Origin of the sequence: Streptomyces sp. NPDC058637 (assembly GCF_042717325.1) — a bacterium.
Lineage (GTDB): Bacteria > Actinomycetota > Actinomycetes > Streptomycetales > Streptomycetaceae > Streptomyces.
The window spans coordinates 26,124-43,357 of record NZ_JBHXRD010000007.1 but is presented as its reverse complement, the minus strand read 5'-3'; the positions used below and the strand labels follow the sequence as shown (position 1 = coordinate 43,357).

Annotated in this window: 16 protein-coding genes; 9 read left to right on the top strand and 7 right to left on the bottom strand. The window is 73.3% G+C overall.

Annotated elements, in window-relative coordinates:
* The first annotated feature begins 2 nt into the window (after positions 1 to 2).
* Positions 3 to 1,013: an MBL fold metallo-hydrolase gene (locus ACFWVP_RS08810; protein WP_384494803.1), complete on the top strand. Its 1,011-nt coding sequence runs from the start codon at positions 3 to 5 to the stop codon at positions 1,011 to 1,013.
* On the opposite strand, the gene ACFWVP_RS08805 is transcribed toward ACFWVP_RS08810, so the two are convergent.
* Complete coding sequence (locus ACFWVP_RS08805; RefSeq protein ID WP_384494801.1) at positions 993 to 1,634, bottom strand: DedA family protein; 642 nt, start codon at positions 1,632 to 1,634, stop codon at positions 993 to 995. The two genes, ACFWVP_RS08810 and ACFWVP_RS08805, sit on opposite strands and share 21 nt — an antisense overlap.
* Complete coding sequence (locus ACFWVP_RS08800) at positions 1,631 to 2,407, bottom strand: MBL fold metallo-hydrolase (protein WP_384494799.1); 777 nt, start codon at positions 2,405 to 2,407, stop codon at positions 1,631 to 1,633. The genes ACFWVP_RS08805 and ACFWVP_RS08800 overlap by 4 nt, the downstream gene beginning before the upstream one ends.
* A gap of 188 nt (positions 2,408 to 2,595) precedes the next feature.
* Here ACFWVP_RS08800 and ACFWVP_RS08795 point away from each other — a divergent pair, with 188 nt between their 5' ends.
* Positions 2,596 to 3,012, top strand: coding sequence for a hypothetical protein (locus tag ACFWVP_RS08795; RefSeq protein WP_384494797.1), 417 nt, complete (start codon positions 2,596 to 2,598; stop codon positions 3,010 to 3,012).
* 123 nt (positions 3,013 to 3,135) lie between these two features.
* Complete coding sequence (locus tag ACFWVP_RS08790) at positions 3,136 to 5,292, top strand: alkaline phosphatase family protein (RefSeq protein ID WP_384494795.1); 2,157 nt, start codon at positions 3,136 to 3,138, stop codon at positions 5,290 to 5,292.
* 30 nt (positions 5,293 to 5,322) lie between these two features.
* Here ACFWVP_RS08790 and ACFWVP_RS08785 read toward each other — a convergent pair whose 3' ends face one another.
* The 3 genes from ACFWVP_RS08785 to ACFWVP_RS08775 all read right to left on the bottom strand — a co-directional run bounded on the left by ACFWVP_RS08785 (position 5,323) and on the right by ACFWVP_RS08775 (position 8,024).
* Positions 5,323 to 6,375: a LacI family DNA-binding transcriptional regulator gene (locus ACFWVP_RS08785; RefSeq protein WP_384494793.1), complete on the bottom strand. Its 1,053-nt coding sequence runs from the start codon at positions 6,373 to 6,375 to the stop codon at positions 5,323 to 5,325.
* Between the two features lie 51 nt (positions 6,376 to 6,426).
* Positions 6,427 to 7,011, bottom strand: coding sequence for a DUF305 domain-containing protein (locus ACFWVP_RS08780; RefSeq protein ID WP_384494791.1), 585 nt, complete (start codon positions 7,009 to 7,011; stop codon positions 6,427 to 6,429).
* Between the two features lie 68 nt (positions 7,012 to 7,079).
* Positions 7,080 to 8,024: a DUF1996 domain-containing protein gene (locus ACFWVP_RS08775; protein WP_384494789.1), complete on the bottom strand. Its 945-nt coding sequence runs from the start codon at positions 8,022 to 8,024 to the stop codon at positions 7,080 to 7,082.
* Positions 8,025 to 8,261: 237 nt separating this feature from the next.
* On the opposite strand from ACFWVP_RS08775, the gene ligA reads away from it, so the two are divergent.
* From ligA to ACFWVP_RS08750, 5 genes are all read left to right on the top strand, one after another.
* Positions 8,262 to 10,373 (top strand): NAD-dependent DNA ligase LigA, encoded by a 2,112-nt coding sequence (ligA, locus tag ACFWVP_RS08770; protein ID WP_384494787.1) that lies wholly within the window; start codon positions 8,262 to 8,264, stop codon positions 10,371 to 10,373.
* Positions 10,374 to 10,524: 151 nt separating this feature from the next.
* The gene (locus ACFWVP_RS08765; RefSeq protein ID WP_384494785.1) at positions 10,525 to 11,361 is read left to right on the top strand and encodes a rod shape-determining protein MreC; all 837 of its coding nucleotides are present in this window, start codon (positions 10,525 to 10,527) and stop codon (positions 11,359 to 11,361) included.
* On the top strand, positions 11,358 to 11,993 hold the full coding sequence (locus ACFWVP_RS08760) for a hypothetical protein (protein WP_384494784.1): 636 nt from the start codon (positions 11,358 to 11,360) through the stop codon (positions 11,991 to 11,993). The genes ACFWVP_RS08765 and ACFWVP_RS08760 overlap by 4 nt, the downstream gene beginning before the upstream one ends.
* Positions 11,994 to 12,029: 36 nt before the next feature.
* Positions 12,030 to 14,402: a protein translocase subunit SecD gene (gene secD / locus ACFWVP_RS08755; RefSeq protein ID WP_384494783.1), complete on the top strand. Its 2,373-nt coding sequence runs from the start codon at positions 12,030 to 12,032 to the stop codon at positions 14,400 to 14,402.
* Between the two features lie 99 nt (positions 14,403 to 14,501).
* Positions 14,502 to 14,852, top strand: a complete 351-nt coding sequence (locus tag ACFWVP_RS08750) for a hypothetical protein (RefSeq protein WP_384494781.1) — start codon at positions 14,502 to 14,504, stop codon at positions 14,850 to 14,852.
* 53 nt (positions 14,853 to 14,905) lie between these two features.
* On the opposite strand, the gene ACFWVP_RS08745 is transcribed toward ACFWVP_RS08750, so the two are convergent.
* Positions 14,906 to 15,712, bottom strand: coding sequence for a helix-turn-helix domain-containing protein (locus tag ACFWVP_RS08745; protein ID WP_384494779.1), 807 nt, complete (start codon positions 15,710 to 15,712; stop codon positions 14,906 to 14,908).
* A 67-nt stretch (positions 15,713 to 15,779) separates the two neighbouring features.
* Between ACFWVP_RS08745 and ACFWVP_RS08740 the strand changes: the two genes are divergently transcribed.
* Positions 15,780 to 16,085, top strand: a complete 306-nt coding sequence (locus ACFWVP_RS08740) for a 4a-hydroxytetrahydrobiopterin dehydratase (RefSeq protein ID WP_384494778.1) — start codon at positions 15,780 to 15,782, stop codon at positions 16,083 to 16,085.
* Between the two features lie 43 nt (positions 16,086 to 16,128).
* Here ACFWVP_RS08740 and ACFWVP_RS08735 read toward each other — a convergent pair whose 3' ends face one another.
* Positions 16,129 to 17,091 carry a LysR family transcriptional regulator gene (locus ACFWVP_RS08735; RefSeq protein ID WP_384494776.1) on the bottom strand — a complete coding sequence of 321 codons (963 nt, stop codon included), beginning with the start codon at positions 17,089 to 17,091 and terminating at the stop codon, positions 16,129 to 16,131.
* Positions 17,092 to 17,234 lie beyond the last annotated feature (143 nt).

Here is a 17,234-nt window from a genome sequence, read left to right as displayed (position 1 = left end):
CGATGACGGAACAGACCGAGCGCCCGCTCGCCGGCCCCGCGGGCCGTCCCGTCGCCGCGGCGCGCCCCCTGGGGGAGGTCCGGGTCTGGCCCCGCAGCTTCGCGGACCGGCTCACCGCACCCCTCCCGGGTGTCAGGGGCATGACCCGTCTGGCCAGGGAGCGCGCCATGCGGCCCAACGCCGAGGGCCTGCGGGGTATCCACCGGCTGCCGTACGCCCCCGCGCCGCTGCCCGCCGCGGGCGCCGACACCCTGGCCGTCACCTGGGCCGGGCACGCCAGCTGGATCGTCAGGATCGGCGGGCTCACCGTCCTCACGGACCCGGTCTGGTCGCGCCGCATCCTCGGCACCCCCGCCCGGATCACCCCGGTCGGCGTCCGCTGGGAGGACCTGCCGAAGATCGACGCCGTCCTCATCAGCCACAACCACTACGACCACCTGGACGCACCGACGCTCCGCAGACTGCCGAGGGACACCCCGCTGTTCGTCCCCGCCGGGCTCGGACGCTGGTTCCGGCGCCGCCGCTTCAGCTGCGTCACAGAGCTCGACTGGTGGGAATCGGCCGCACTGGGCGGTGTCCGCTTCGACTTCGTACCCTCCCACCACTGGTCCAAGCGCACCCTCCTGGACACCTGCCGGTCCCTGTGGGGCGGCTGGGTACTCGCCACGCGGGGCGCGCGGATCTACTTCGCGGGGGACACCGGCTACGGGCACTGGTTCAAGGAGATCGGACGCCGTCACCCCGGCCTCGACCTGGCCATGCTGCCGATCGGGGCCTACGAACCGCGCTGGTGGCTCTCGGACGTGCACACCGACCCCGAGGAGGCCGTGCGGGCCTACGCCGACCTCGGCGCGCGGGCGATGGCGCCGATGCACTGGGCGACGTTCCTGCTCTCCGCCGAACCCGTACTCGAACCGCTCACCCGGCTCCGTACCGCCTGGCAGCAGGCGGGATACCCGCGCGGCGACCTCTGGGACCTGCCGGTCGGCGGCTCACGTGTCCTGGGCGGCTGAGTCAGCCGCTGCGACGCGCCGGAGCCGCCGCCACAGCGCCGGTGCCCCGCTGATCAGCAGCGTCAGCGCGACCGCCGCGGCCACCCCCTGCCACGGCTCGGGAAACAGCGAACCGCCCAGGATCCCGATCAGCTGATACGTCGCCGCCCACGCCAGGCACGCGGGCACGTCACCACGGGCGAACCGCCGCAGCGGCATCCGGCCCAGCAGGCAGGCCAGCATCACGGGTATCCGCCCGGCCGGCACCAGCCGGGACAGCACCAGCACCGTCCCGCTCTGCTCGTCCAGCTTCCGCTGCGCCTGCGCGAGCCGTTCCGGAGCCGCCCTGCCGCTGATCGCCTTCAGCCACTTCGAGCCGTTCTTCGACCGCACCCCGCGCTGCCCCAGCCAGTACAGGCATATGTCCCCGAGGAACGCCGCGGACGACGCCACGGCGAACACCACCAGCAGGGCGAACGGTGACGTCTGATGGAACGCCACCACGGCGGCCGAACTCACCAGCGCCCCCGTCGGCACCACCGGCACCAGTGACCCCAGGGCCACCAGCAGGAACAGCGTCGGATAGCCCGCGGCCTGCTGCGTCGACCCCGTCGGCAGCTGCCGCAACACTTCCTGGATCATCTACGGGCCTCCGGCCTCACATGCTCGCCGTGCCCCAGCCGGTGCACCGCCACGTCCGGTGCCAGGAGTGCCGCCTGCCGTACGAACTCGTCGCCCGGCGCGTAGAACTCGTGCGGCCGGACGCCGTCCATCCCGATCGGCCAGTACGTGCCGTAGTGCACCGGCACCGCGGACCGCGGCTCCAGCATCGCCAGGGCCTGCGCCGCGCGCGCCGCGTTCAGATGGTGGTGGCCCAGCCCCGGACCCCAGCCGCCGACCGGCAGCAGCGCCACGTCCACCGGCCCCACCGCTTCGGCCATGCCGTCGAACAGCCCCGTGTCCCCGGCGAAATACGTGCGCGCCTCACCCTCCACCACGTACCCCAGGGCCGGGACGCGGTGCGGGCCGACCGGCAGCCGCCGACCGTCGTGCAGGGCCGGGACCGCCCGCACCAGCACCTCGCCGACGCGGACCTCGCCGCCCGGCGCCACCTCGGCGATCCGCAGACCCCGCGCCCGGCGCAGCCGCCGCAGCCCCGGGACGGCCGCCTCCGTGCCCAGGGGCACGACCAGCAGGGTGCCCGGGGCGAGACGGGCCAGGGAGGGGAGATGCAGATGGTCGGAGTGCAGATGGGAGATCAGGACCGCGTCGGCGACCGCGGCCTGCGGCGGCGGCACCTCGCCCCGGCGGCGCCGCAGATGCGCGAAGCGCCGTACGAACAGCGGGTCGGTGAGCACCCGGACGCCCGCGTCCTCGATCGTGCACGTGGCATGACCCCACCAGGTGACCTCCACCGCCGCGCCTCCTCACTCCGTGGGCCGACGCACCCGCGCGCCCGTCCCCCGTACGAGCGTAGGCGCTCCGCGCCCCTCCCACGCAGGTGTGCTCCGGTACGCCGGTCTCCGCACGGGTACGGACGGCTACGCAGGGCTACGTCCGGGGTAGGCTCGGACGCAGTATCCGAGTGCGGGGGGATCCGTTCATGGGGGACGTCATCGGCGACGTACGGGTGGCGGCCATCGCCAGTCTCACACCGCTGGAGGAGCTCGACTGCGACCCGTTCCTCGTCGACACCCGCAGCCAGCACGCCATGTGCGCACGCTGGGCCGCCGACCAGGGGTACGTCGTCACGCGGCAGCTGCGCGTCTACGGGCTGCGCCCCGACCACCGTGCCCTGTGGTCCGACGTCGAGGGCGGACAGGTCGAGCTGTTCGTGGCGCCCAACGACCGGGTGCTCGCCCGCGCCGTCGTCTCGGTGCCGGACTTCGCCGCGGAGTGCGAGCGGCGCGGTGTACGGCTGGAGCTCGCCGGCCTGGAGGAGCCCGTGTACACCGCACGCGGCAAGGCGAGCGTGCACCGCAGACTCTCCATGCCCACCGCCGGCTACGACGGCTGCTGACCCCGGGCAGGAGCGCGGACCGGCTGTGAAAAGCTGGACGCGGGCCCACGGCGAACACCGGGTCCGGACGTGAGGTGGAACGGCGTGGGTGACGGGCGATGGCCTAAGGCAGGGCGTGCCCTGATGCGCGTGGTCGCGGTGTGGGCGGTCTCCACGCTCACCCTGCTGGCACTCGCCGGGATCCTTCCCGACTTCCAGCTCCAGCTGGACGACGGTGACACCGTCACCCGGACCGCGTTCACCGCGGCCTGGGGCGCCGGAGCCTTCGGTCTGCTCTCCGCACTGGTGTGGCCCGTCCTCGTACGGGCGCTGCTCATCGTGCCCGCGCTGGTGCTGGGCGCGCTGGTCTTCTTCCTCAACGGTTCGCTGCTGCTGATCGCGCTGCGGCTCATCCCGGACGGGCGCGGGGCCGCCGACCCGCAGACCGCCGTGGTCGTCGCCGCCGTCATGTCCGCCGTGGCCTCCGCCACCTCCACCGCCCTCGCGGTCCGCGACGACGACGCCTACCGGCGCAGACTCTCCCGCCTGGCCGACCGGCGCCGCCGCCGCAGCGGTACGCCCGGCGGCGCGGACCGCGGTCGCGGCGGCCCGGCGGGCATCGTCTTCGTACAGCTCGACGGGGTGGGCCACGACGTGCTCAGGCAGGCGGCGGCCGACGGCGTCATGCCCACCGTGGCCGGACTGCTCGCCGACGAGGCCGGCCACCGGCTCACCCCCTGGAGCACCGACTGGTCCAGCCAGACCGGTGCCAGCCAGCTCGGCATCCTGCACGGCAGCAATTTCGACGTGCCCGCCTTCCGCTGGTACGAGAAGGAGAGCGGCACCGTCATGGTCTCCAGCCGCCCGGCCAGCGCACTCGAACTGCAGCGCAGGGCCATCGCCCGCACCCGGGACGGCGGCCTGCTCACCGTCGACGGGGCGAGCCGGGGCAACCTCTTCAGCGGCGGTGCCGACCAGCTCGCCCTCGTCCTGTCCATGGCCGCGCGGCGCGGCAAGGGGCGACGGTCGCGCGCCGGGTACTTCGCCTACTTCTCCGACCCGGCCAACGCCGTCCGCACCGCCCTGTCCTTCGTCGCCGAGGTGGGCCGCGAGATCGGCCAGTCCACCCGGGCCCGGACGCGGCAGGAGGCCCCCCGGGTCAAGCGCGGCGGGCTGTACCCCTTCATCCGGGCGTTCGCGACCGTCGTCGAGCGCGATGTGGTCGTCTCCGCCGTCATCGGCGACATGTTCGCCGGACGCACCGCCGTCTACGCCGACCTCGTCGCCTACGACGAGGTCGCGCACCACTCCGGGCCGCACAGCAGGGACGCGGCGAAGGTCCTGACCCGGCTCGACCGCTCGCTCGGCCTCATCGTGAAGGTCGCGGAACAGGCCCCGCGCACCTACCGGATCGTGCTGCTCTCCGACCACGGCCAGAGCCCGGGGGAGACCTTCGCGGGGAAGTACGGCCTCACGCTCAAGGACCTCGTACGGGCGGGCTGCGGGCTGCCCGTACCCCGCAGGGCCCAGCGCACCCGCAGCGCCTCGGAGGCGCGCGACGCCGTGCGCACCGCGCTGCACCGGCCGGTCGGCGACGAGACGGAGCGCTCCGCGCGTCCCTCGGACCCGGTCGTGCTGGCCTCCGGCAATCTCGGGCTGCTGTCCTTCCCCGACATCGGGGGGCGGGCCTCGCGTGAACAGCTCGACGACCGCCACCCCGCTCTGCTCGGCACCCTCGCCAACCATCCGGGGATCGGTTTCCTGCTCGTGCGCAGCGAGGAGCACGGTTCGGTGGTGCTGGGGCGCGGCGGGGCCGAGGTACCCGTGGCGGAGCTGACGGACGGGGAAGGGCCGCTCGCCGTCTTCGGCGCGGGCGCGGCGGAGGCGGTGCGGCGCACGGACACCTTCCCGCACGTCGCCGACGTCATGGTCAACTCGATGTACGACCCCGAAACCGGCAGCGTCCACGCGTTCGAGGAGCAGATCGGCTCGCACGGCGGACTCGGCGGCGAGCAGTCCCGGCCGTTCCTGCTGTGGCCGCGCACCCTCGCGGACCCGATGGACGCCGTGGCGGCGGAGGGCGGTACGCCGGGGCGCACCCCCGTGGGCGCTGAGGACGTCCACCGGATACTGGCGCGCTGGCTGCGGGAACTCTCCGGGCCCCAGGTGCCGTTGCAGCCTGAAGGTTTCACCGGAGCCCTGCGGGCGGACGAGCGACTGCCCGGCGCGGGCGACGCCGTACCGGGTGGCAGGGACGCCGTACCGGGCGGCGGGGACGCCGTACCGGGGCCGCGAGGCTGAGCGGGGCCGTTCGTCGTCGCGGGCCGTGTGTCAGGCGGATTCGCGCCGTACCAGCGTCGGGTGGAAGACCACCGAGGGCGCCGGACCGCCCGGTGCCCCGATCTGCTTCAGGAGGAGCCGGGCCATCTCCGCCGCCATCTCCTCGACCGGCTGGCGCACCGTGGTCAGTGACGGATCGCAGGCCACCGCCGCGCTGCTGTCGTCGAAGCCCACCACCGCCACGTCCGAGGGCACGTCCCGGCCGGCCCGCTGCAGCACGGGCAGGGCGCCCAGCGCCATCAGGTCGGAGGCGATGAACACCCCGTCCAGGTCCGGCCGTTCACGCAGCAGCTGCCGCATCGCGGACGCCCCTCCCGCATGGGTGAAGTTGCCCTCGGCGGTGACCACGTCCTCGATGCCGTGCCGGTCCAACGCGTCCAGGAAGCCGGTCAGGCGCGCCTGGCCCGCGGGCATGTCCTGCGGCCCCGCCACCGTGCCGATACGCCGCCGCCCCAGCGAGGCCAGGTGATCGGCGGCCAGCTGCGCCCCGGCACGCTGGTCGGCCTCGACATAGGTGAGTGGCGTGGGCGTCCTCGGCCGGCCGGCCAGCACGGCCGGCAGCCGGGTTTCGTGGAGCAGCTCGGGCAGCGGGTCCTCGGCGTGCGAGGAGATGAGCACCACCCCGTCGACATGGCCCTGGCGCAGATAGGACAGGAGCTGATTGCGCGAGGTCTCGTCGTCGGCCAGCATCAGCACCATCTGGATCCCGGCCGGACGCAGTACCTCCAGCAGACCGCTCACCACGCGCCCGAAGTGCGGGTCGGAGAACATCCGGCCGATGAACGGCTCGGACACGGGGCGCCGTTCCTGTTCGGAGACCACCAGGGCGATCGAGTCCGTCCGCCGGGTCACCAGGGAGCGCGCCGCACGGTTGGGCACGTAGCCCGTGGTCGCCACCGCCTCCTCCACGACCCGCCGCAGGGCGGGGTCCACCGTGGGCGCCCCGTTGATCACCCGGGACACCGTGGCCCGGGACACACCCGCCACCACGGCGACGTCCTCCAAGGTGGCGGGGCGTACGGGCGGTGAAACGTCGGCAGTCATGCAGGCCTTTATACCGGGTGGTCCGAGAAACGTGCGAAGGGCTCCGGCCCGTCAGCCACCCGCCCCCGGGAGCTCGCCCAGATCGGCCAGCTGGCCCGCACGCGCGGCCACCGTCGTCCGGGCGCGCTCCCTGGCTTCGGCCCCGCCGCCCGCCGCGGCCTGCGAACGTGAGACCTGCGCGGACTGCCGCAGATGGTCGCGGATCTCCTCCACCAGCAACCGGTCGAACGGCGCGCCCCCGGCCGCGCGGGCCCGTTCGAGGTCCCGGGCCGTCACCATGCCCGGCATGTCGTGCCCCTCGTGCACATCGGTGTCCGGCAGCCCCATCCGGTCCCGCAGGCCGCGCAGGGCCGTCAGTTCGGTTTGCTGCGCGGTACGCAGCCTGTCGGCCCAGGACCGCAGCCGCGGGCCGGTGGCCTTCCGCTCCGCGAGGTCCAGCAGGGCCACGGCCTGCTCGTCCATCGGGATCATCAGCTGGATCCAGGCGGAGTCGGTCGGATCGGCGGAGGGTGCGGGCACCGCTGTCGGGCGGGGCGCGGCGTCCGATGACGGTCCCGCGGAGCACGCGGTCAGGCCGGCCAGGAGGAGAGCCGGCGGGAGCAGGAGCGAAACCGCGGTGCGACGAGCGGCCTTCATGGGTGTCCTCGGGTGGGGTGCCCGTCCGGGGCGGTGTGGCCCCGGACGGGCGGGGAACAGGCGGGCCGTCAGGGGGTGCCGTCAGCACCGCACTTGATGATGGCGTTGATGCAGTCGCGTACCCGCTGCGCCATGTCCGCCTCGGGCCACACGTTGAAGAAGTCGCCGTGCATCGTGTAGCCGCGCCCCGATGCCAGTCTCAGGCGGGCCGGGTCGCCGTTGACCGGATAGCGCAGCACCTGGCGCAGCTTGGGAACCGGCACCGGATGGGTCGACGGGCAGGCGCCGCCCACCGGGTAGGCCATGTGGCTCTTGTGGTCGGCCGAGTCCAGATCCGTGCCGTTCCAGCACTGCGGGAAGTCCAGGTACGACTCCAGCATCGATCCCGCCGGGCAGTTGACGAAGTCGTGCGACGGGTTGACCTCGCCGTGGTGCAGACACGACCAGCGCGCGATCCTGTTGTCGTCGGGGCGGGCCGCCTTGGCGTTGCCCGCGACGATCCGCAGACCGCGGGGGAACGGCTGGATCGTCCGGATGATGTCGTCCCGGACGCCCTCACCCAGGTAGTAGAAGGTGGTGCCGGTGGGCTCCACCGGCTTGTCGCCGTCGTACAGGGTCGGAACCCAGTACGACGACAGGTCGGTCGCCGGTGCGCAACTGGTGCCGGCCTTCTCCAGGGACGCCAGATCGGAGTGGGCGTCGGTGGAGTCGTTGCCGAAGAAGCTGTGCATGTGCGAGGCGCCGGGCAGGTTGGGCAGCACGATCGGGTCGTCGGGAGCCCGGTGGGTGTACGGGCACTCCGCGAGGAATTCGGCCACCCGCACCACGTCCGCCGCGGCCTTCGGCGCGACCTCGGCCGACCGGTCGGCGGCGGCGCTGCCCACCTCGGCCTGGACGAAGGACAGGGCGAGGGCCGCCGCGGCGAGCCCCGCGATCCTGTAGCGCCACGGCGGCAGGGCTCTGCGTCCGCGGTGTTCGGTCGTGCGTCGGTCACTTCGGGTTCGGAAGAGCACGGCACTCCTGTCTGAGGAAGTGGGGTTCCTTCGATCGGTCGCCCGATCAGGGTAGAGAGCGCTCTCTCATTGAACGTAGAAGTGCGACATAGACATGTCAAGACTCCGCACAGGGTGCCCAAATAGCAGCGCGCGGGAAGGAGTTGGCCTCCCGTCAATTGGGAGAGCGCTCTCCCATCCGGGCCGGTGAGAGGGGGTCGGAGGGCGTTGTCAGTGGTGGACGGCAGGATGGTGGTCATGACGACGAACCCAGCTGTTGTGCTCGCCGATGCCGCCTCGTACGCCGCCGCCGTGGAAGAGGCGGCGCAGGCCGCCGCCGCGTACTACGCCTCGGGTGAGAGCATGCTCGACGACGACGCGTACGACAGGCTGGCGCGCGGGATCGCCGCCTTCGAGCAGGAGCACCCGCAGGAGGTGCTGGACGCCTCCCCGACGGGGAAGGTCGCCGGCGGCGCGGCCGTGGGGGACGTGCCGCACACGGTGCCGATGCTCTCACTGGACAACGTCTTCTCCGCCGAGCAGTTCGTCACCTGGACCGCGTCCGTGGAGCGGCGCATCGGCAGACCCGTGACCGCGTGGAGCGTGGAGCCCAAGCTCGACGGGCTCGCCGTCGCCGCGCGCTACCAGGACGGCCGCCTCGACCGGCTGATCACCCGGGGCGACGGGACGGCGGGTGAGGACGTCTCGCACGCGATCGGCACGGTGCTCGGCCTGCCCGAGCGGCTCGGCTCCCCCGTCACCATCGAGGTGCGCGGCGAGATCCTCATGACCGACGAGCAGTTCGAACAGGCCAACACGGCGCGTACGGAGCACGGCGGCGCCCCCTTCGCCAATCCGCGCAACGGGGCGGCGGGCACCCTCCGCGCCAAGGACCGGCCCTACCGCGTCGAGATGACGTTCTTCGCCTACGGCGCCCTCGCGCTGCCCGATTCCGGCGAGCTGACCGGCACCCTGGCCGAGCTGCCGCACAGCGAGGTCCTGGCGTACGTCGCCGGGCTCGGCGTGCACACCGCGGCGGACACGCCGGTCGCGCCGCGCACCGTCGGCACGGTCGAGGACGTGCGGACCGGGGTGGAGGACATCGCCTCGCTGCGCGCCTCCCTGCCGTTCGGGATCGACGGCATCGTGATCAAGGCGGACCTGGCGGCCGACCAGCGCGACGCGGGCAACGGGACCCGGGCGCCGCGCTGGGCCATCGCGTACAAGCTGCCGGCCGTGGAGAAGATCACCCGGCTCCTGGGGGTCGAGTGGAACGTCGGCAGGACCGGCATCATCGCCCCGCGCGCCGTGCTGGAGCCCGTCGAGATCGACGGCTCGACCGTCGGCTACGCCACCCTGCACAACCCGGCCGACATCACCCGCCGTGACCTGCGCCTGGGTGACCAGGTGATGGTCTACAAGGCGGGCGACGTCATCCCCCGCATCGAGGCCCCCGTCGCCCATCTGCGGACCGGTGACGAGAAGCCGATCGAATTCCCCGAGACCTGCCCGCAGTGCGGCTCGGAGATAGACATGAGCGAGCAGCGCTGGCGTTGCACCCGCGGACGCAACTGCCGACTGGTCGCGTCCATCTCCTACGCGGCGGGCCGGGACCAGCTGGACATCGAGGGCCTCGGCGCCACCCGGGTCGTCCAGCTCGTCGACGCGGGGCTCGTCGCCGACTTCGCCGATCTCTTCACGCTGGACCGGGCACAGCTGCTCGCCCTGGAGCGGATGGGGGAGACCTCCACCGACAATCTGCTCGCCGCCATCGACACGGCGCGCGCCCGCCCGCTGTCCCGCGTCTTCTGCGCCCTCGGCGTACGCGGCACGGGGCGCTCCATGTCCCGGCGGATCGCCCGCTACTTCGCGACGATGGACCGGATCGTCGCCGCCGACGTGGACACGCTGCAGCGGGTCGACGGCATCGGCAAGGAGAAGGCCGCCGGTGTGGTCACGGAGCTGGTGGAGCTCGCCCCGTTGATCGCGAAGCTGGTGGCGGCCGGGGTCAACATGACGGAGCCGGGCGCGACCCCGCCGCCGGAGCCCGGGACGGAGCAGGAGGGTGACGGCGAGGCCGGCGCCGAGGCCGGTGGGACGTCCGGCGATCTGCCACTCCAAGGCATGACCGTCGTCGTCACGGGTGCCATGACCGGCGTCCTGGAGAAGCTCTCACGCAACCAGATGAACGAGCTGATCGAGCGGGCCGGCGGGAAGTCCTCCTCCAGTGTCTCCAAGCGCACCAGCCTGCTCGTCGCGGGGGAGAAAGCCGGTTCGAAGCGGACCAAGGCCGAGGACCTCGGCGTCAGGATCGCCGCCCCGGGCGAATTCGCGGAGCTGATCTCGGCCTTCCTGACCTCGGAGGAGTGAACCGCGTTCGCGCGGGGCCCATGCCTTGGAATTGTCGAGGTAGTGGCGTTCCCCATCCGGTTATTGCATAGTGAGGGTTTGGTCATGCCTCGCTATCTGCGGGTCGGTAAGTGGTGAACGGCTGCAGTGACAGGCCGGGGGTGGAGGGGCGATGCCTTCTTTGCGCGACGGACGCCGGCACGGTCGGCCGGTGCACCGGCCGAGCGGCCCGCGCGCCGGCCAGGTTCCCCACCACGGGGCCCCCCGGGGAATGGCCGTCGACCTGGGCAGCTCCGGTACCCGTGCCTGGGTCCCGGGGCGCGGGCTCGTCGCGTCGCCGTGGGACGACGCCTCCGGCCGCCCCGTGCGGCGTGGGCGCATCGTCGACGCGGAATCCTGCGGCCGGCTGCTGGGGCGCCTCGCCGACACGGTGCTCGGCGCGGACCGCCACGGCAGCGTGATCGTCCTCAGCCATCCGGTGCTGGCCGGCACGGAGCACCGGACCCTGGCGGGGGAGCTCCTCGCGGCACTCGGACCGTCCCGGGCCGTGGTCCTCAGCAGCGCCAGGGCCGCCGCCGCGTACGCCGGTCCGCCGGACGGCGGTCCGCTGCTCGTCGTCGACATGGGCGCCGAGCTGACGGAGGTCACCCTCCTCGTCGACGGCACGGTCGCGGACGCCCGCCAGGCCGAGACGGGGCTCAGTGACCTGGCCCCCGAAGCGCTGCCTGCCGAACTGGCCCGCAACGTACTGGATATGATCACGTCCATGTGGCGGCAGGACAAGCACGGAGCGGTGCGCGGCGCACTGCGCAAGGGGCCGGTGCTCACCGGAGGCGGTGCCCTGCACCCCGAGGTCACGCACCGGATCGCGCTGCGTCTCGGGACGCCGGTCCGGCCGGCCGCCGACCCCTCGACCGCTGTCGTCCGGGGCGCCGGACTGATCCTGGACTCCGTCCTGCGCCACGCCGGAACAGGCGCGGTGTCCGTCCGACCGGGCCGGCTGAGGTGAGCCCCCTCCCGGGGGCACCCCGGGGGAACGCGCCCCCACGGGGGCGGCCGGACACACCGGCGCACCAGCTGCGGCACGCCCTGGCAGCGCTCCTCCTCACCGTCCTCACCCTCGTCGGCGGCGCGTCCGCCGCCTCGGGGGCGGCGGTACCCCTGCACGCGCTCACCGGTACGGCACCCGTCACCGGGAGCGCGCCGGGCGCGCACACCCCCGCCCCGCAGGCCCCCACCCCCCGCACCGACCGCACCCTGCGCGCCGGGCACGCCCGCGACCACCGCCCCGTCCGTACGGCCGAGACGTCCGGGCCGTCGGCTTCCGGGGCCCGCTCCGCCGTGGCCACCGGCCCCGGACGCCAGGCGGAGGCCGCTCCGGCCCCCGCACCCCGGGCCGGCGCCGACCGCACACTCGCCCCGCAGCACTTCCCCCCACCCGGGCACGGCGCCCTGCCGCCGGGGCTCCCCGGCCTGCCCGTCCCCCGGGCCGTCGCACAGGAAGCGGCCCGCGCCGCCCTCTTCGTACCCGGCCGGATCCGCGCGGCGCTGCCCGGTGTCCGAGGTCCTCCGCGGGTGACGGCCGGACAGCCGGCCACCCACCGGTCCTGCTCCACAGACCCGTCGCCCCGCCCCCTCTGAGAGAAGGGGCGGACGGCGCCCCCTCGGAGGATTCCCATGACTCGCGCCACCACGGTGCGAGCAGTTCTGGCTGCCGCCGTCCTGCTCGTCTCCGTGTTCATCACGCTGACCATGTCACCCAGACTCGGCCTCGACCTTCAGGGCGGCACCCGCATGGTGCTGCAGGCCAAGGACTCGGACACCGCGAAGGCGGACCGGGAGAGCACCGACCGCACCCTGGAGGTGCTCCGCCAGCGCATCGACTCCCTCGGGGTCTCCGAACCGACCCTGACCCGCTCCGGCGAGGACCGGATCATCGTCGAGCTGCCGGACGTACAGGACCCGCGCCAGGCCGCGGAAGTCATCGGCAAGACCGCCCAGCTGAGCTTCCACGCCGTCCAGGGCCCCGGGACCGAGGAGACGGACGGGACCGCGAAGTCGGACGGGACAGGGAAGACGGACGGGACAGGGAAGACGGAGGAGGGCAGGACCGACACGGCGAAGGACGGTCCGACGCTCCCCGACGAACAGGGCGGCCTCCTCGACCTCGGCCCGGCGCAGCTCTCCGGCGCCGGGGTCAAGGACGCCACCGCGAGCTTCGACGCCCAGCAGGGCACGGGCTGGAGCGTCGCGCTCGACTTCCACAAGGACGCGGGCAAGAAGTGGACCGACCTGACCGGGGAGGCCGCGTGCAACCCCGCCCAGGACGAACGGCGCCGCGTGGCGATCGTCCTCGACGGCCAGGTCATCTCCTCGCCCCAGGTCGACCCGTCGGTCGGCTGCAAGGTCGGCCTGCCCTCCGGGTCCACCCAGATCACCGGTTCGTTCAGTGCCGACGAGGCACGCGACCTGGCCCTGCTCATCAAGGGCGGCGCACTTCCCGTCCCCGTGGAGATCGTCGAGCAGCGGACCGTCGGCCCGACACTCGGGGCCGCCGCCATCGACGCCAGCGCCCAGGCCGCCCTGATCGGCGCCGCGGCCACGGCACTCTTCATCACCTTCATGTACCGGCTGTTCGGCGCACTCGCCGCACTCGCCCTCGCCGCCTACGGAGTGATCTCGTACGCGGCCCTCGTCGTCCTCGGTGTCACCCTCACCCTGCCGGGGCTCGCCGGATTCGTCCTCGCCATCGGGATGGCGGTCGACGCGAACGTCCTTGTCTTCGAGCGGGCCCGTGAGGAGTCCGCCGAGCGGCCCGACCGGTCGCTGAGATCCGCGCTGACCGCCGGATTCCGCAACGCCTGGAGTGCCGTCGCCGACTCCAACGTGACGACGCTCATCGCCGCGGGGCTGCTGTTCTTCCTCGGCTCGGGACCGGTCAAGGGCTTCGGTGTCACGCTCGCCATCGGTGTCATCGCGTCGATGTTCTCCGCGCTCGTCATCGCACGTGCGCTCACCGAGATCGCGGCGGGCTCCCGGTTCGTCAGCGACTACCGGGGCGTCAACGGCATCGCACGGCCGGGCCGCATCCGTACCTGGCTGAACGAGCGCGACCCGCAGTTGTTCCGGTCGCCGCGCCGCTGGCTGTTCGTCTCCACCGTGCTCGTCGCCGTCGCCGTCCTGGGCATCTTCGTGCGCGGGGTGAACCTCGGTGTCGAATTCACCGGCGGGCGGCTCGTCGAGTACTCCACCAGCCGCCCCGTCGACGTGGAGACGGCGCGTGGTGTCATCGCCGCCGCCGGGTTCGAGGACGCGGAGGTCACGACCGCGGGCGACAGCGACCTGTCCGTACGCACCGGGGAGCTCGACAACGACGGGGAACACGCCCTGCGGACCGCGCTGTCCGAGGAAGGGGGCGAGACCACCAAGGTGCGCGACGAGCTGATCGGTCCCAGCCTCGGGGACGAACTGCGGCGCAACGCGCTGATCGCGCTGGGCGTCGCCGTGTTCGTGCAGCTCGCCTATCTCGCGGTCCGGTTCCGCTGGACGTTCGCCGTGGCCTCGGTCGCGGCGCTCGTGCACGACGTCATCATCCTGGTCGGCGCCTTCGCCTGGCTCGGCCGCGCCGTCGACGGGATCTTCCTGGCCGCGCTGCTCACCGTCATCGGCTACTCCGTCAACGACTCGGTGGTGGTCTTCGACCGGGTGCGGGAACTGTGGGCCAAGCGACCGCGCACACCGGTCGCCGACGTGGCCAACCGCGCCGTTCTGCAGACCGTCCCACGCACCGTCAACACCGGGATGGGAGCCCTGTTCATCCTCATCGCCCTCGCCGTGCTGGGCGGTGACTCGCTCGCGGACTTCGCGCTCGCCCTCCTCATCGGCGTCTGCGTGGGCACGTACTCCTCGGTGATGACCGCCGTGCCGGGGGCGCTCCTCCTGGAGCGGAGCAGCAAGGCCCCGCCGCCGGCCCGCAAGCGCGCGCCCGGCCGCAAGGCGGGGACCCCGCGGGCACGACGGGATCCGGCCGACAACGGGGCGCGGGTCTAGAGCCGCCCCGGTCCGTGGCCGGTCGCGTCCGGCCACGGACCGGGACGTACGCGTGCCCGGCGCACCCCGGTCGGTACGGGCCGACACCTCCAGTACGCGTTGTTCGCCGAGACGGCCTTCGTCACGGCCGCCGTGACCGTCGCCGTCGTCTCGGGACACCCGTACACCGGCGCCGTGCGCTTCACGCTCATCGCGCTGCTCGCCCTCGGCCTAGGCGTGCAGAGCGCCGCCGCCCGCGCGCTCTCCGTGCCCGACCTCAAGACCACCGAGCTGACCCTCACCGGGATCGTCGCCGACAGCCGGCTCGCCAAGGGCCGGGGAGCCGGGCCGGCCGCCGGGGACTGTCCGCCGTGGCCATGCCGGCCGGCGCGTTCCTCGGTGCGCCGGCCCTGCTGGACGGGTATCCGAGGCTGCCGCTGGTGCTCGCCGTGGCGGTCCTGGCCGCCGTGAGCGCGACCACGGTCCTGCCGGCCGCCACGACGCCCCCCGGACCCGCCCGCCCGTCAGCCGATGAGCGCGTGCAGACGGTCGGCGGTGGCCCGGTCGGCGGGCAGGAACGTCTCGATGGCGAGCTCCGCGACGGTGATGTCCATCGGGGTGTTGAACGTCGCGATGGACGCGACGAACGAGAGCACCTGCCCCTCGTGCAGGATCCGCAACGGCAGTGCGAGCGAGGGAACGCCGCCGCCCACCACGGCCTGGGTGCCGCCGGGCGGCGCGGGTACGGGGTAGGCCGCGACCTCCTCGTACAGGGAGCGCAGCTCGGCGGAGCGGACCAGGGCGATCTGGCGTTCCATCTGGGCCAGCAGATCGGCCCGCCACTCCGGCAGGTTCAGGATGCGCGGCGCCAGACCCTCCGGGTGCAGGGTGAGCCGCATGGCGTTCGGCGCCGGGGCCAGCAGATGCTCGGGCACCCCCTCCAGCAGGAGCTGAATGCCCCGGTTGGCGGCCACCACCGTGTACGTGGAGTCGACGACGAGCGCCGGATACGGTTCGTAGCCGCGCAGCAGCCGCTCCATCGCCTCGCGGACCGCTTCCATGGCCGGGTCGTCGAGGGGGGTCTCCGCGAAGCGGGGCGCGTAACCGGCCACCACCAGCAGTGCGTTGCGTTCCCGGACCGGGATGTCCAGGTGATCGGCCAGCCGCAGGATCATCTGCTCGCTGGGACGCGCACGGCCCGTCTCGACGAACGAGATGTGCCGGGCCGAGGAGTCCGCGCGCAGGGCCAGCTCCAGCTGACTGATCCGCCGCCGCTCCCGCCAGCCGCGCAGCAGTGGCCCTACCCCCGTGTCAAGCGCGACAGTTGTCATACCCAGACCGTAACGTCACGGGAAACGCTGATCCCACTGATGCCACCGATCCCGGCAGGAGCGCCGCGTGCCCGCTGAACCGCTGTCCGCGCACGACATCGAGACCGGGCTGCGCGACCTGCCCGGCTGGGAACTGGAGGGCGACCGGATCGCCCGGACCTACCGGCTGCCCTCCCACTTCGCCGCCGCGGGGCTGACCGTCCACGTCGCGCAGATCCAGGACGAGCTCAACCACCACTCGGACCTGACACTCGGCTACAACACCGTGCGCCTCTCCGTGCACTCCCATGACGCGGGCGGCGCGGTCACGCGGAAGGACCTGACGCTCGCCGGACGGGTGGAGGCGGTCGCGGCGGGGCACGGCGCGGAGTGAACACGCCTCACGGCGCCGGGCCACGGCGCGAAGTGAACAGGTCTCACGGCGCCGGGCCGAAGCGCGGGTGGGCGGCCAGCCAGCCCGGGTAGGTGTCGCTCCGCCGCACCGCCTCCGCGTACGCCGAGCGGGTGTGCCCGCTCACCGCCGTGGCCGCCGCGTCCGCCGCGGGGGAACGCGGGTTCCTGCCCAGCAGATGGCGCCAGCTCAGCGGTGAACCCACCAGGGGCCGGGTCACCAGCCCGGGCGTCGGGGGGAACGTGGCCCGGCACAGCCCGACCGCCCGCCCCACCTGCACCAGATGGACGACGGATGAGGTGTCCGTCTCGTACACCGACACCGGGGTGAAGCCGGCCCGCGCGCAGGCGGCGGTGAAACAGTCCGCGAAACAGCCGTCACCGGGTACGTCGGCCCAGCATTCGCCCGCCAGCGCGGAGAGTTCCAGCTCGGACCCGCCGGCCAGCGGATGGTCCTCGGGCAGCATCACGAACACCGGGTCGATGCCGATGACCTGCCACAGGAGCCGGTCCGCCAGCGGCGGCGGGCTCTCCCCGCAGGCCCCGATCAGCGCGAAGTCGAGCCGCCCTTCGACCAGCAGCGACGCGACCTCCGACACCGACCACGAGGTGTACGTGGTCACCGGAGCCGTCGGATGCGCGGCCGCCAGCCGGTCGACGAGGCCACCGAGCAACGGGCCGTGCGTACCGCCGAGCCTGAACCGATCCACGGTGGCCCCCGCGTTGGCGAAGCGGACCGCCTCCTCCTGCAGTTCGGTCACCGCCGGCAGCACCACCCGGGCCCGCTCCAGCACCAGCTCACCGAGCGGGGTGGGGCGCGCACCCGTGTGGTCCCGGTCGAACAGCGGGCCGCCCAGTGCCTTCTCGATCCGCCGCAACTGGGCGCTGAGCGCGGGCTGTGCGAGGCCCAGGGAGGCGGCGGCCTTGGTGAGGCTCCCCGTGTCGGCTATCGCCCGAACGGTGCGCAGATGACGTAACTCCAGCTCCATAAGCGCACGTTATGGCCGGCGGCACCCACCGGCAATACGTACGGCGCCCGTTCGGCCCCGTGATCCGGCCGTGCGCGGCACGGCTCGCCGCGCTGCCCGGCCCCGACCGGGCGCCCCGACCCCGCCTACCGGTTGCCGGCCTT

Excerpts from the sequence above, each read along its gene's own strand:
- ACFWVP_RS08810 (WP_384494803.1), top strand. The coding sequence starts at position 3 with ATGACGGAACAGACCGAGCGCCCGCTCGCCGGCCCCGCGGGCCGTCCC.
- ACFWVP_RS08805 (WP_384494801.1), bottom strand. The coding sequence starts at position 1,634 with ATGATCCAGGAAGTGTTGCGGCAGCTGCCGACGGGGTCGACGCAGCAG.
- ACFWVP_RS08795 (WP_384494797.1), top strand. The coding sequence starts at position 2,596 with ATGGGGGACGTCATCGGCGACGTACGGGTGGCGGCCATCGCCAGTCTC.
- ACFWVP_RS08790 (WP_384494795.1), top strand. The coding sequence starts at position 3,136 with ATGCGCGTGGTCGCGGTGTGGGCGGTCTCCACGCTCACCCTGCTGGCA.
- ACFWVP_RS08785 (WP_384494793.1), bottom strand. The coding sequence starts at position 6,375 with ATGACTGCCGACGTTTCACCGCCCGTACGCCCCGCCACCTTGGAGGAC.
- ACFWVP_RS08780 (WP_384494791.1), bottom strand. The coding sequence starts at position 7,011 with ATGAAGGCCGCTCGTCGCACCGCGGTTTCGCTCCTGCTCCCGCCGGCT.
- ligA (WP_384494787.1), top strand. The coding sequence starts at position 8,262 with ATGACGACGAACCCAGCTGTTGTGCTCGCCGATGCCGCCTCGTACGCC.
- ACFWVP_RS08765 (WP_384494785.1), top strand. The coding sequence starts at position 10,525 with ATGCCTTCTTTGCGCGACGGACGCCGGCACGGTCGGCCGGTGCACCGG.
- secD (WP_384494783.1), top strand. The coding sequence starts at position 12,030 with ATGACTCGCGCCACCACGGTGCGAGCAGTTCTGGCTGCCGCCGTCCTG.
- ACFWVP_RS08745 (WP_384494779.1), bottom strand. The coding sequence starts at position 15,712 with ATGACAACTGTCGCGCTTGACACGGGGGTAGGGCCACTGCTGCGCGGC.
- ACFWVP_RS08735 (WP_384494776.1), bottom strand. The coding sequence starts at position 17,091 with ATGGAGCTGGAGTTACGTCATCTGCGCACCGTTCGGGCGATAGCCGAC.